This window comes from Gordonia sp. UBA5067 (assembly GCF_002414845.1).
GTDB lineage: Bacteria > Actinomycetota > Actinomycetes > Mycobacteriales > Mycobacteriaceae > Gordonia > Gordonia defluvii.
Genome location: NZ_DIAX01000078.1, coordinates 220 through 12,899, shown reverse-complemented (window position 1 = coordinate 12,899; position 12,680 = coordinate 220). Strand labels below are relative to the sequence as shown.

At 67.1% G+C, this 12,680-nt stretch carries 13 protein-coding genes; 7 read left to right on the top strand and 6 right to left on the bottom strand.

What is annotated here, in order from left to right; all coding sequences use genetic code 11:
• Positions 1-33: 33 nt before the first annotated feature.
• The 4 genes from B4M62_RS12850 to B4M62_RS12835 are packed head-to-tail and all read left to right on the top strand — an operon-like array spanning position 34 to position 5,453.
• Entirely contained in the window at positions 34-1,539 is a 1,506-nt protein-coding gene (locus tag B4M62_RS12850) for a pyridoxal phosphate-dependent decarboxylase family protein (RefSeq protein WP_290713675.1), read from the top strand.
• Positions 1,532-2,872, top strand: a complete 1,341-nt coding sequence (locus B4M62_RS12845) for a lysine N(6)-hydroxylase/L-ornithine N(5)-oxygenase family protein (RefSeq protein WP_290713619.1) — start codon at positions 1,532-1,534, stop codon at positions 2,870-2,872. The genes B4M62_RS12850 and B4M62_RS12845 overlap by 8 nt, the downstream gene beginning before the upstream one ends.
• Positions 2,873-2,931: 59 nt before the next feature.
• Entirely contained in the window at positions 2,932-4,254 is a 1,323-nt protein-coding gene (locus B4M62_RS12840) for a salicylate synthase (RefSeq protein ID WP_290713616.1), read from the top strand.
• Complete coding sequence (locus B4M62_RS12835) at positions 4,251-5,453, top strand: acyl-CoA dehydrogenase family protein (RefSeq protein WP_290713613.1); 1,203 nt, start codon at positions 4,251-4,253, stop codon at positions 5,451-5,453. The genes B4M62_RS12840 and B4M62_RS12835 overlap by 4 nt, the downstream gene beginning before the upstream one ends.
• 85 nt (positions 5,454-5,538) lie before the next feature.
• Here B4M62_RS12835 and B4M62_RS12830 read toward each other — a convergent pair whose 3' ends face one another.
• Positions 5,539-6,339 (bottom strand): thioesterase family protein, encoded by an 801-nt coding sequence (locus B4M62_RS12830; protein ID WP_290713610.1) that lies wholly within the window; start codon positions 6,337-6,339, stop codon positions 5,539-5,541.
• Between the two features lie 135 nt (positions 6,340-6,474).
• On the opposite strand from B4M62_RS12830, the gene B4M62_RS12825 reads away from it, so the two are divergent.
• The 3 genes from B4M62_RS12825 to B4M62_RS12815 are packed head-to-tail and all read left to right on the top strand — an operon-like array spanning position 6,475 to position 9,414.
• Complete coding sequence (locus tag B4M62_RS12825) at positions 6,475-6,711, top strand: FeoA family protein (protein ID WP_290713607.1); 237 nt, start codon at positions 6,475-6,477, stop codon at positions 6,709-6,711.
• Positions 6,708-8,807, top strand: coding sequence for a ferrous iron transporter B (feoB, locus tag B4M62_RS12820; protein WP_290713604.1), 2,100 nt, complete (start codon positions 6,708-6,710; stop codon positions 8,805-8,807). The genes B4M62_RS12825 and feoB overlap by 4 nt, the downstream gene beginning before the upstream one ends.
• Positions 8,808-8,811: 4 nt before the next feature.
• On the top strand, positions 8,812-9,414 hold the full coding sequence (locus B4M62_RS12815) for a NifU family protein (protein ID WP_290713601.1): 603 nt from the start codon (positions 8,812-8,814) through the stop codon (positions 9,412-9,414).
• Here B4M62_RS12815 and B4M62_RS14715 read toward each other — a convergent pair.
• From B4M62_RS14715 to B4M62_RS12795, 5 genes are all read right to left on the bottom strand, one after another.
• A complete protein-coding gene (locus B4M62_RS14715; RefSeq protein ID WP_344716608.1) occupies positions 9,409-9,723 on the bottom strand; it encodes a DUF559 domain-containing protein in 315 nt (104 codons plus the stop codon). The two genes, B4M62_RS12815 and B4M62_RS14715, sit on opposite strands and share 6 nt — an antisense overlap.
• Entirely contained in the window at positions 9,681-10,268 is a 588-nt protein-coding gene (locus B4M62_RS12810) for a type IV toxin-antitoxin system AbiEi family antitoxin domain-containing protein (RefSeq protein WP_349678355.1), read from the bottom strand. Before B4M62_RS12810 ends, B4M62_RS14715 begins: the two co-directional genes overlap by 43 nt.
• A gap of 127 nt (positions 10,269-10,395) precedes the next feature.
• Entirely contained in the window at positions 10,396-11,082 is a 687-nt protein-coding gene (locus B4M62_RS12805) for a VIT1/CCC1 transporter family protein (RefSeq protein ID WP_290713598.1), read from the bottom strand.
• A 166-nt stretch (positions 11,083-11,248) separates the two neighbouring features.
• Positions 11,249-11,569 carry a YchJ family protein gene (locus B4M62_RS12800; protein WP_290713595.1) on the bottom strand — a complete coding sequence of 107 codons (321 nt, stop codon included), beginning with the start codon at positions 11,567-11,569 and terminating at the stop codon, positions 11,249-11,251.
• Positions 11,570-11,883: 314 nt separating this feature from the next.
• The gene (locus B4M62_RS12795) at positions 11,884-12,570 is read right to left on the bottom strand and encodes a VIT1/CCC1 transporter family protein (protein ID WP_290713590.1); all 687 of its coding nucleotides are present in this window, start codon (positions 12,568-12,570) and stop codon (positions 11,884-11,886) included.
• Positions 12,571-12,680 lie beyond the last annotated feature (110 nt).

Below are 12,680 nucleotides of genomic sequence, written 5' to 3'. Positions count from 1 at the left end.
CAGCGCGTGACAGACACGACGGCGACACCCGAGATGCGGTTCGCGCGACCCGGCGACGGCTGGGGCCGCGTCGGGCAGCAGTTGATCGATGCGGCCGCGACGGTGGCCGACCGTCCGGTCCGCGCCCCGCTGCCGATCGGCGCCCCCGGCGAAGTTCTCGCGCGGGTGGCCGCCGAACTCGGTTCGAGTGACCTGCCCGACGCCGGCATTGGTGAACGGGCGGCGCTGAACCGGATGGCCCGGATCGTGCACGAGTACGGGCTGAACCTCACCCACGAGTTGTGCGCCGCGCACTTGCAGCCGCCGCCCCTGTCGGTGGCAGTAGCGGCCGACGCGCTGGCCAGCGCGACCAACGCGTCGCTGGACACGTATGACTCGGGGCCGGCGACCCTGGCCGTCGAAACGTGGGCCGTGCAGGTATTGGCGCGACTTGCCGGCCTGCCGGCGACGTCCGGCGGTGTGTTCGGCCCGGGCGGATCGTATTCGAACCTGTTGGCCCTGCTGATAGCGCGTGACCAGGCGGGCGTCGGCCGGGGCATCGACATCCGCCAGCACGGGGTCGGCGCGTTGCGCGCCCCCGTTGTCCTGTGCAGCGCGGTAGCGCACTTTTCGATTCAACGTGCGTGTGCGGCACTGGGATTGGGGGAGTCGGCCGTCGTCACCGTTGCCTGCGACGAGGAGCACCGAATGCTGCCGTCGGCACTGGCGGCGGCGCTGCGCGCGTCAACCGAGTCGTCGCGCACCCCGATCGCCGTGGTTGCGACTGCGGGCACCACCGACTTCGGCACCGCCGATCCGCTACCCGAGATCGCTGCCATCGCCCACGACCACGGTGTGTGGCTCCACGTCGACGCCGCCTACGGCTTCGGGGCGCTGTTCTCCGATCGTCTAGCCGGTCTGCTGCGCGGCATCGAGGCGGCCGACTCCATCACCCTGGACCTGCACAAGGTCGGTTGGCAGCCCGCGGCCGCCAGCCTGCTGCTACTGGCCGATGCCGAACGGTTTGCCCCCCTTGATCGTTCGGTCGCCTACCTGAATCCCGTGGACGATCTGGAGGCTGGCTTCGGCGGTCAGCTAGGGCTCACCCTGCAGACGACACGGCGCCCGGACGTACTCAAAGTCGCGACCACCCTGCTGGCCTACGGCCGCGGCGGGCTCGGCGAGATGCTTGACGCCTGCCACGACCTGGCCCGCCACGCGCAGGCCCGGATCGAAGCCGAGCCACAATTCGAGCTCGTCTCGGGGGCAACGCTCACCACCGTCGTGTTCCGGTATCGGTGCGACGACCTCGACATCGATCAGGTCAACGCCGAACTGCGCCGGCGCCTGATCAGCTCGGGGACGGCACTCATCGGCCGCACCCAGGTTCCGCTCGCCGACGGCGGCGGGCCCCGCACCTGCCTGAAGCTGACCCTGCTCAATCCGGAGACCTCGCCCGCCGACATCGGCCGGCTGTTCGACGAGATCGCGCGGGTGGCACTGGAAGTCGAATCCGAGGGGCTGACGCCCGCACTGAATGCCGGAGTTGTCCATGACTGACCCGACCACACCCGAAAACGTGGACGTACTGGCCATCGGCGGGGGACCGTTCAACCTTGGTCTGGCCGCGCTCACGTCCACCGTCGACGACGCCGAGGTGCTCGTCGTCGACTCCGCAGATCGGTTCGCCTGGCATTCCGGGCTGATGTTCGACGACGCGAAGCTACAAGTCAGCTTCCTCTCGGACCTGGTGTCGCTGGTAGACCCGACTCACCCACTGTCATTTCTGGCCTATCTCGCCGATGTCGACCGCCTGTACCCGTTTCTGGTGCGCGAGGACTTCTTCCCGACGCGGCGCGAGTACGAGGCCTATCTGCTGTGGGTGATCGACCGCGTGCCGGGCCTGCGTTTTGGCACCACCGTCGAGCAAGTCCACTGGGATGAGGCCGCCGAGCACTTCGAGGTTGTGATGCGCGGTCCCGACGGACCGGCGACGGTGATCGCGCGCCACGTCGTCGTCGGCATCGGCACGGCGCCGGTCGTTCCCGAGGTGCTGCAACTCGCGTCGGTCGCACCGGCGGACTCGGCGTCGGTGATTCACAGTGCCGACTACTTGCCCAACCGGGAGCGGGTGCGGCGGGCCGGGTCGGTGACGGTGGTCGGCTCGGGACAGTCGGGTGCGGAGATCGTGGCCGACTTGTTGGAGGCCAACCTTGCCGGTGGTCCCGCCGTCCGGTGGTGGACGCGCACTGGATGGTTCGCGCCGCTGGACTTCACCAAGCTCTCACTCGAGATGACCACGCCGGCCTATATGGAGTACTTCCACGCGCTGCCCGAAGCGACCCGCGACGAGGTGCGCAAGGGGCACTGGCAGTTCCACAAGGGCGTCTCGGCGGACACCCTCGCGCGAATCCACGATCTGCTGTACCGGCGCGAACTGCACGGCAAACTGCCGGCCGTCCAGTTGCGCAACGGGGTGACGATCGAGGGCATCGAACCCATCGCCGACGGTGGTCTGCGTGTGCGCGGTCGCCATCACGACACTGGAAAGTTGTTGTCGCACAACACAGATCTAGTGATCGCGGCCACCGGCTATGCCGAGCGCAGACCAGATTTTCTAGCGCCGATCAGCGACCGGCTGCGCCGGGACTCGTGCGGGCGGTTCGTCGTCGAGACCAACCACTCCGTCGGCGCGTCAGGGACGCTGGCCAACCGGCTGTTCGTCGCCAACGCCGAACACCATGCGTACGGCGTTTCCGCACCCAATCTCGATATCGGAGCGGTGCGCAACGCGAAGATCCTCAACTCCGTGCTCGGCCGGCAGGAGTACCGCCTGCCGCGGAACACCGCCTTTACCAGCTTTGGCGTCGACGACGATCTGGTCGTCGAATGATGGCGGTCACCAGCGCGACTCTGACAAACCCCGTTTCTGACGTGAAAGGACCGAGCAACATGACTGCGACCGCGACGCTGGTCCGCGAACCGGAGATCTGCGCCACTTGGGCGCGCGCCGGGCTTGCGACGGACTATTTCGTGTATGAGAGCGCCGACGAGTGGGTGTTCGCCGGCGGGGTTCGCCACGAGATCGTGCTGACCACTCGGGAAGTGCGAATCACCGACCACGGCGCCGCCGAGCCCTCGATGCGGGCCACGCCGTACGCGGTGCGTCCCGCGCAGGCGCTGGAAGAGGCGTTGGCCGGCCTGGACTCCGCTGAGTGGCGCGCCTACGGCTGGGTCGGGTTCGACTTCTGTGCGCCCTTCCTCGGTGCGGCCGACCATCTCGCCGATGACGAGGTGCTCGCCCATTTGGTGGTGCCCGAGTTCGAGGCGTTCGTGGGAGCGGTGAGCGGGATCCGATTTGTCGGCGCCGACGAGGATCTGCGAAACCGGATGCTGGAACTGGCCGAACGGCCGATCGACGTCGCCGACGGTGCGCGCCGCCCGTTGTCGGTGGACGACGATCCGAGCGACTTCCGCGGCCGGGTGGCCGCCGCAATCGGCGAGATCCGGTCCGGCCGCTACGAAAAGGTCATCATGTCGCGGGAGGTGACGGTGCCATTTGCGGTGGACATTCCGGCCACCTACCTGACCGGGCGATCGGCCAACACCCCGGCGCGCTCCTTCTTGTTCCGTCTCGGCAGCCTCGAAGCCGCCGGCTTTTCGCCCGAACTGGTGGGGTCGGTTGACGTCGACGGGGTGGTGACCACCGAACCGCTGGCGGGTACGCGCGCCTTCGGCGTATCGCCCCGAGAAGATGCGGCGGCCCGCGCAGAACTGGAGAGCGATGCGAAGGAGATTGTGGAGCATGCGATCTCGGTGCGAACCTCGTATGCCGAAGTGGCGAGCGTCGCGGAACCGGGGACGACGGCGGTCAGCGAATTCATGACCGTGCGCCCACGTGGCAGCGTGCAGCACTTGGCCTCGACCGTGATCGGGCGCCTGGCCCAACCGTATTCGGCATGGGATGCGCTCGAGGTGCTGTTCCCGTCAGTCACGGCGTCAGGGATTCCGAAGGCGCCGGCGGTTGACGCGATCTACCGGCTGGAAGCCACGCGGCGCCGGGTGTATTCCGGTGCGGTGGTGACGGTGTCGTCGGCCGGTGACCTGGAGGCGGCGCTGGTGCTGCGCTCGGTGTACCGCGATGGTGCACGGAGCTGGTTGCGGGCCGGCGCCGGGATTGTCGGGCAGAGCAGTCCGGAGCGCGAGTTCACCGAGACATGCGAGAAGCTGGGCAGCGTCGCGCCCTACCTGGTGGCCCAGGACGGGCAGCAATGAGCGCGGGGCTGAGCGGGGTCCGTGCCTGCACCGAGCCGCTGCCGCTGGCGCAATACCGCGACCTGCTTGACGCGGCTTTCGACGACGAGGTGACCGCGATGGTGCTGGCCGCCGAACGGGCCGAACGATTCCCCCGGGAGCTGCTCGTAAAGCTGGGCGCCGCGGGGGTCTTCCGAGCCAAATGGGCCGGGACCACCAAACCCGATGTGGCGAAGCTGTTCGAGTTGGGCTATCGGCTGGGGCGCACCGCATCGACGGGGATCGGCGTCGGGGTGAGTCTGCACGACTCGGGCATCGCCACGCTGCGTCGATTTGGCAAGAGCGACTATTTGAGAGCGCTCACCGAGCGCGCCATCGATGGTGCCGAGGTGCTGTGCATCGGGGCATCAGAAGAGTCCGGCGGGTCGGATCTGCAGATCGTCGGGACCGAGGTGTCCGCCGAAACCGCCGGTGGAGCAGCAGGATTCCGGGTCCGCGGACGAAAGAAGTTCTGCTCGCTCGCCCCCATCGCGGGGCACATGATCGCCGTCGGGCGCAGCGTCGACGACGGCAGCACGCACGGCAACAACGTGGTCGTGGCGGTACCGATGAACAGTCCCGGCGTTGTGGTTGGGGAGCGGTACCGCAAGCTGTCGGCGGGGCCGCTCGATACCGCGCCCGTCGACATCGACACCTGGGTGCCCGCGCAGGCCCTCATCGCGCGGCCGGGTACCGGGCTCGCGGTGATCAGCTGGGGGTTGGCCCACGAGCGCCTGTCGGTGGCCGCGCAGGTCGCCTCGGCCTGCGACCTGATCCTGGGGATCACGCTGGCTCGGATGATGGATCGGGAGCAGTTCGGCAAGCGGCTCTACGACCACCAGGCGCTGCGGCTGCGGGTCGCCGACCTGCAGGCGCGGGTCGACACGCTGCGGTTCGCGCTCGACGGGATTGCTGCGGCGGGTCCGATGAATCTGCGCACCGCCGCGGCCATCAAGGTGACGGCGGTGCGACTGGCCGAGGAGGTGGCGGGGGAGTGCCTGCACATCTTTGGCGGGTCGGGCTTCCTCACCGACGAGACGCCGCTGGGCCGCTGGTGGAAGGACGTCAAACTCGGTCGGGTGGGCGGCGGGACCGATGAGGTGTTGTGGGAGCTGGTCGCCGCGGCGATGAAGCCCGACACGGAGGCGTACGAGAACTTGTCGGCGCATTTGATCCACTGAGATCCGCACCCCGGTAGACCGCGGATGTGATTATCACGTCCCCGGCCCGTGACGGTGCGGATCTCAGCAGTGCCGTTGGCGGTGCTCAGCCCTGCAGGTCCTTGAAGTACACGAGCTGGTGTGAGGTGGCGAGCAGGACGTCGCCGCCCCACAGTTGGCTGGACTGGTCGAAGTGGCCGTTGCCGAAGCGCCCGGCCTGCGCGGTGCCCAGGACGTGGTCGCTGCCCTGTGTGGCCAACTCCGCAGGAGTCGCATGGAAATAGGTGGTCAGGGTGATCGTGCCGGCGGGCATGTAGGTGCCGTGGCGCAGGAAGACCCGGGGGAAGAAGGCATCGGCCATCGAGGCGAGGGAGGGGTAGTCGAGCGGGCGTTCGGGTAGGTCGCGCAGCCAGAGGGTCGACGTCGAATCGGGGCTCTTGTCGTCGCCGAGCCCCCCGACGACGAATCGCTTCTCGTAGTTGCGCGCCCAGGCGATGAACTCGGGGAAGTCGACGGCGGCAACAGTTTCCGGTGGCGGTGCGCTCGGCTTGACGGCCTCGGTGTCCGACCAGCTCTCGCGGCGGACTCCGAAGACGGCGTTACCGGTGGAGACGACTTCGCCTTCCTGCTCGATCGTGAACGTCCAGTGCTGATTGGTCCGGTTGGTGCGCACGATCGAGGTCCGCAGATCCAAGGTGCCGTTGGCGACGGGCGCGGCATAGTTGATGGTCAGCGCGAGCGGGCCGCCCAGGACGTCGGGGTGCTGCTGGAGGGCATTGACAACGGTCGCGGCGGTGATGCCGCCAAAGGGGCCGACCATGTTGTTATAGGCGTCGTGGGTCACTGCGTGGAAGACACCGTTGGATTGGGCCTGCACGGTGATCGCTTCATCGAAGACGTGGCTCATGCTTCTCGACGATAGGCGCGGGACGCGATGTCGGGACCACCGGGACTTGTGACTCTCGCGGAATTAAGCCAGCCTTCGCTAACATGGGCTCTTAGCCACTAATGCTTCACTTCACCCAGCGAACCGAGATAGCCCATGACCACCCTCAGCGATGTTGAGGTCGGCGCAACCGCCACCGTCCTCGATTTCTCCGCCGAGTGCCCCGAGCGTGTCCGTCAGCGATTGACAAGTCTCGGATTCACCGCCACGTCCCCAGTCACCAAGGTGCGTCGCGCACCGATGGGCGATCCGAGTGTCTACCAGGTGATGGGCTACCAGATCTGCCTGCGCGACCGGGAGGCGAACTACATCCGCTGTGAGGGACCGCAGTGAGTGATTGCTGTGCGCCCGACGGCGACCGCGCCGACGATCCCGGGCGAATCTCCCACGATGCCGGCTGCCACAACAACGGCGGTATCGCCGAACCGGGCCCGACGGATTCGCACCCCCGCGTCGCCCTGATCGGCAGCCCGAACGCGGGCAAGACGTCGGTCTTCAACGCGCTGACCGGCCTGCGCCTCAAGACGGCGAACTACCCGGGCGTCACCGTGTCCCGGTCGGTCGGCCGGGTGCGGATACCCGAGCCCGCGCTTGTCGGTGGACCGGCGCCGAGGCGGTCCACGCACTTCATGTACCTCGAAGATTTGCCTGGCACCTACAGCCTGACCCCGATCTCCCCCGACGAGCAGGTGGTCGCCGATCATCTCGCCGGCCAGCTGCCGGGGGTGCGACGACCTGACGCCGCACTGCTCATCGTCGACTGCACGGTCCTGGAGCGGTCGCTGGCGCTGGTGGCCGAAACCCTCAACCTTGGCATCCCCACCGCCGTCGCCCTGACGATGAGCGACGAGATGGAGCGCCGCGACGGTCACGTGGACGTGACTGGGCTGCAGCGGGCGCTGGGCGTTCCGGTGCGCGCGGTCATCGGCACGCACAGTTCGACGCTGGAACCGGTTCGCGATCTACTGGCCGATGCCTCGGCGTGGCCGGCCCCGATCGTGCCGCCGCCCGCACAGCCGGGGGCCGAACGCAACGACTGGATCGCCACGGTGCTGGCCGAGTCCGCCTATCGGGCGCCGCGCGAGCATTCCCGCACGTCAAAGGTCGACCGGGTGTTGCTGCACCCCATATTCGGCACGCTGGCCTTCCTGGCCATCATGTTCGGCTTCTTCCAGATGATCTTCACCGTCGCCGCACCGCTGCAGGGTTACATCGAGACGTTTTTCGGCTGGTTGGCCAAGCTGGTCGACGAGTACGTGCCCAACGGGGTGCTGGCCGATTTCCTGGGTACCGCGGTCATTGGCGGCGTCGGAGGCATCCTGGTCTTCCTGCCACAGATCATGCTGATGTTCCTGCTGATCGCCCTGCTGGAGAACGTCGGATACATGTCGCGGGCGGCATTCCTCACCGACCGGGTGATGAGCCGCGCGGGACTGGAGGGCCGCGCCTTTGTGGCGATGCTGTCGTCGTTCGCGTGTGCTGTCCCCGGAATCATGGCGACGCGCACCATGCCGTCGTCGCGGGACCGGATCGCGACGGCGATCACTGCGCCACTGATGACCTGTTCGGCGCGTATTCCCGTTTTCGTGCTGCTCATCGGGATGCTGGTGCCCGGCACCGCCCGGTTCGGCCCGTTCAACGCGCAGGGCGCGGTGATGTTCGGCCTGTACCTGCTTGGCGGGCTCTCAGCGCTCGTCGCCGCGGCACTGTTCAAGCGGACCAAATCCCTGCGCAGCGGGCTGATGCCGTTCTACATGGAGATGCCGCCGTACCGGCTGCCGTCGGTCAAGTCGGTGCTGCTGACAATGTGGGATTCGTCGAAACAGTTCCTGCTGAAGGTCGGCAAGATCATCTTCGCGACCGCGATCGTGCTGTGGGCGTTGCTGTCCTTGCCCGCACACACCGAGCAGGCTGACGCGGTGCGCCAGCATGCCGTCGCGACGGCTGTTGCCGCGGGGGAGAGTCGGGCCGATGCGGAGTCGAAAGGTGAGGCCGCGTCCCGCTCGTACGTGATGGACAACAGCTTCGCCGCGTCGATCGGCAAGGCGGTCGAGCCGATATTCGCCCCACTCGGGTTCGATTGGCGCATCGATATCGGCATTGTCGGGTCGTTCGCCGCGCGCGAGGTCGTGGTGTCCACGTTGGGGCAGATCGCCGCGGCCGAAGATCCCGAGGCCCCCGACGAGGCACTGGCCGCGATGCGGCACACTCACGGGCCCAAACAGGGACAGTTGGTGTTCACGACACCGACGATGGTCGCCCTGCTGCTGTTCTTCGTCTACGCGCTGCAGTGCATGTCGACGGTCGGTGCGCTTCGCCGCGAGACCAACTCGTGGCGTTGGCCGGTCGTGGCATGGGTTTACATGTTCGTCCTGGCGTGGGGGGCGGCCTTCATCGGCCATCAGATCGCCGCTGCGATCGGCGGATGATTCGATGGCCGTGCATCTGATTCCCGAATCGGCCAGTGCCGACGCGATTTGCTGGCGGGTCGGTCCCGGCTTGATCCGGCACTCCGAAACGGTCGGCGCCGTCGATGCGCCCACGCCGCTGCGGGCCCTATTCGACGCCGGGGTGCTCGTCGGCGTCGCAGTCGAGCCGGGGCGGATCGTCACATATTTGGGCAGCGAACGGACGGCGGCGGCCGATGGTCCGGCGATTCGTACGGCGCTTTTCGACGTCTTGTCCGCCGATGGCGGCTGGCCCGCTCCGGACGACGGGGTGTCGGTCGCGCAGGCGGCAGATGCGGAGGTCGCGGCTGCGGTCGGCGCCGTGTTGGCCGGCGAATTCGGTGCGTACACCGCGACGCATGGTGGGCGGGTCGAACTACTTGGCGTTGAGGACGGGCAGGTTCGTGTTGCGCTCGCCGGCCAGTGCCACGGGTGCGCAGCCGCCGATGCGACGGTCAAACAGAATCTAGCTGCCCGGCTGGCGACCATTCCGGGGTTCCGGGGCATTGTTGTCGCAGGTGAGGAGCCTTGTCCCGCTGGCGAGTCTCGCCGATCATTGCTTCCGCTGCTGGGATTCGGCTCCTCATGAGCGATCGGCGTGATTATCACGTCGATGGCTCGGTATCGTGTGGATCTCCGCAGCATTCCCGCCGTAGCGATGCCGCGCGGCCCGGGTGAACGCCTGAATGTCGTCCAGCGCTCTGTCCCAGTTGTAGATAATCGTGCTGTAGGTCAGCCGCATGGTCGCGTAGCCGGCAAGAAGGGTCTCGCGGTCGCGCTGCCGGTCGAGTTCGTAGTTCGCCGGGCTTGTGTGGTGGGCCTTGCTGTCGCACTCGATGATGAGGCGGCCGATTCTCAGGTCACGCCTGCGCCCGCAGATCCGCGGCTGCACCTCCACCGCGTATCCACTGGCGCGCAGGCGTACCCGGGCCAGCGACTCGGTGCCCGACTCCGACCGGGGGTCGCACTTGTCGAGCAGTCGGTGACCGGTGGAGTGATGAGCCCTTCGAGTGCTTGGCGGAGGTCTTCGGTCTCCATTCCCTTCTTGTTCAGCACCGAGTCGGCGGCCGCGATCCAGTCTTCGCCGCGCATGCAGTCGGCGGCGCAGGCCAGCGCGGTCGCGATCGAGTCGACTGCCGCGCGGGTCGGTAGCGGCCGGCCCCGATGCCGACAGAATCCGGCGTGCCGATTGTCGCGGAGTCCGCGGACGTGGACGTTCGGATATCCCGGTGCCACCCAGAAGCCATGGACTACCAGGGCTGATACGCACGAGAGCACACCGCCACGACGGACCGCCTCGACTGCGGCGGGGTTGGCGGTGCCCGTGGCATACCAGCCTGCCCGCAGTCGGCTGAGCCTTCCTTCTCGGACGTATCGGCGCAGTGAGCTGTCGGTCTCACCGGTGCGGAGCAACTCGGCGCGGGTGAATACTCCAACGTTCATATCCCTTAGACGCACCCCAGCGTTCAACGGCTCCATGTGCTGCGGAGATCCGCACACCGGGGAGTGATGCGCGTGATTATCACGCCGGTGTCCTCCCGCGGCGCGGATCTCAGCAGGAGCCCCGGCTTCAAAGCAGGAGATCGCCCAAGAAGTACGAGGCGGTGATCGTGATCAGCCCGATGACCAACGATCGGCCGATCGTTGCGCGGATGTTGGAGTGGCCGCGGTGGGCGAGCACGAATGAGGTGATCACCAGGGAGAGCGACGCGACGACGGCTATCCCGATGACGTGGGAGTTCCCGGGAATCAGCAGCGTCGCGAGCATCGGCACGGCAGCCCCGATGAGAAACGCGAGACCCGCTTGTAGTGCATCGATCCAGGCTAGGAAGGTGGTTGTGCGCTCCTTGAGGCCGTACTCAATGAGCAACTGCGCATCTAGCGCGTTTCCTTCGCCGAGTTCGTCGGCGACGGTGCGAGCGGTCGCCGGCGTGACGCCGTGCGACTGGAACCACTCGATGAGATCTGACTTCTCTGCCTCGGGGGTCAGGGCGAACTTCGTGGATTGCCGGCGGGCGAGGTCTTCCTCGGCCTCGCGATCGGCGTAGCGCTCACCGAGTTTCACCCCGAAGGAGGTGAGTGCTCCGATGAGCGCATTGATGCAGACCACCGCATACGCGGTTCGCAGCGAGACTTCGGCGCCGGCCAACCCGAGGCCCATTCCGGCGACGGCAATGATGCCGTCGTTCACCTCGGTGATCCAGCTGCGGACCTCCTCGGGCTCAGAATCCCGCCAGCGATCTGCGGTGAAGCGCATGCGTCGAAGTGGATTCACGGCAACCGAGTGCTGCGTTCGACGGCCGGTTGGATGGTCGTGCCGGTTGGAGAGGTCGCTCGCGGAATCATGGGTGCCCTCCTGTAGTTCGGGTCGATTCGACGCTACCGCTTCGCGGGTATCGACTCAGCCGGGTGACTTGAAGCCGTCAGTCTGAGACGGTTCCCTCGACGTAGAGCCACCGGCCGTCCTCACGGATGAAGCGAGACCGCTCGTGCAACACACCGATGCTGCCTTCCGGGTTGAGGTAGGTGGCGCGAAACTCGACGATGCCAGCGGCATGGTCGGGGCCGCCATCAACGACGTCGACGATCTGCAGTCGGCGCCAGGTGGGGTTGTCAGTGAGGTCGAGCGAGTCTGGACGGGTGGAGGGATGCCAGGTGGCCAGTAGCGAGTCGGTGTCGCCATCGCGGAACGCCGCGAATCGTGCGCGCATGAGGTCTTCTGCGGTGGTTGGGCTGCTGGTCACGTCGGGCAGGTTACCCGTGACCGATCGCCCGCCGAAGGGGCACCTCCCCGACGCCGAGTGGGCAGTTGCACTTCGCCGAGTGGGCACGTCCCCGACGCCGAGTGGGCATAGGCGCTTCGCCGAGTGGGCACGTCCCCAACGCAGAGTGGGCATAGGCGCTGTGATCGACAACGGGTACAGCGCTGGTGCCTGACTGGGCGCGCTGCCTCGTGTCTCGCCGAGTCGAGCGCGGCTGAGCCTGAGTTGGCGAGGCGTGGTCAGGTTGATATGTGCGCGTCGGTGACCGCGGAACGATTCGGCCGGAGCGTATGTAGCTAGAGCAGAAGGTCGCCCAGAAAGTAGGAGATTGTGATGGTGCTCAGGCCGACGATCAGCGAGCGCGCGATCGTAGCGCGCGTGTTGGAGTGACCGCGCCGCGACAGAATGAATGACGTTGTGGTCAGCGAGGTGGCGGCGACCGCCACGGTCCAGATGACGTGCGTGTCCCAGGGGGTGAGGATGGTCGCGAGAACCGGTAGCGCCGCGCCGAGAAGGAAAGCGACTCCGGCCTGGACCGATTCGTGCCAGGCGATGTCTGGCGTCGTGCGCTTCTTGAGCCCGTACTCGATGAGTAGTTGCGCGCCGAGTGCGTCGCCGGCGGCCAGTTCGTCGGCGACACCGCGGGCGGTCGATGGGCAGACGCCACGTTCTTCGAACCACGCGATGAGTTCGGCCTTCTCATCGTCGGGCGAGAGCGCCAGTCGGTCCGACTCTTGGCGGATGAGGTCGGCTTCGGCCTCGCGGTCGGCGTAGCGTTCGCCGAGTTTCACCCCGAAGACTGCTAAGGCCCCGACGAGTGCGTTGATGCTGATCACCGCGTACGCGGTCTGCTGCGGTACTTGAGCGCCGACCAATCCGAGTTCCATGCCGGCGACGGTGATGATGCCGTCGTTGATGTCGGTGATCCAAGTACGGACTTCCCCGGGGGCGGCATTGCGCCAGTGCGGGACGGGAAAGCGCATGTCAGGACTTGGGGGTGACCAACTTGTCGGAGACCTCCATCGCCATCGACATGATGTCGTCGGCGGAATAATTGCGTCCCGGGTGCTCGGCGGCCAAGTGTGCGTGGACG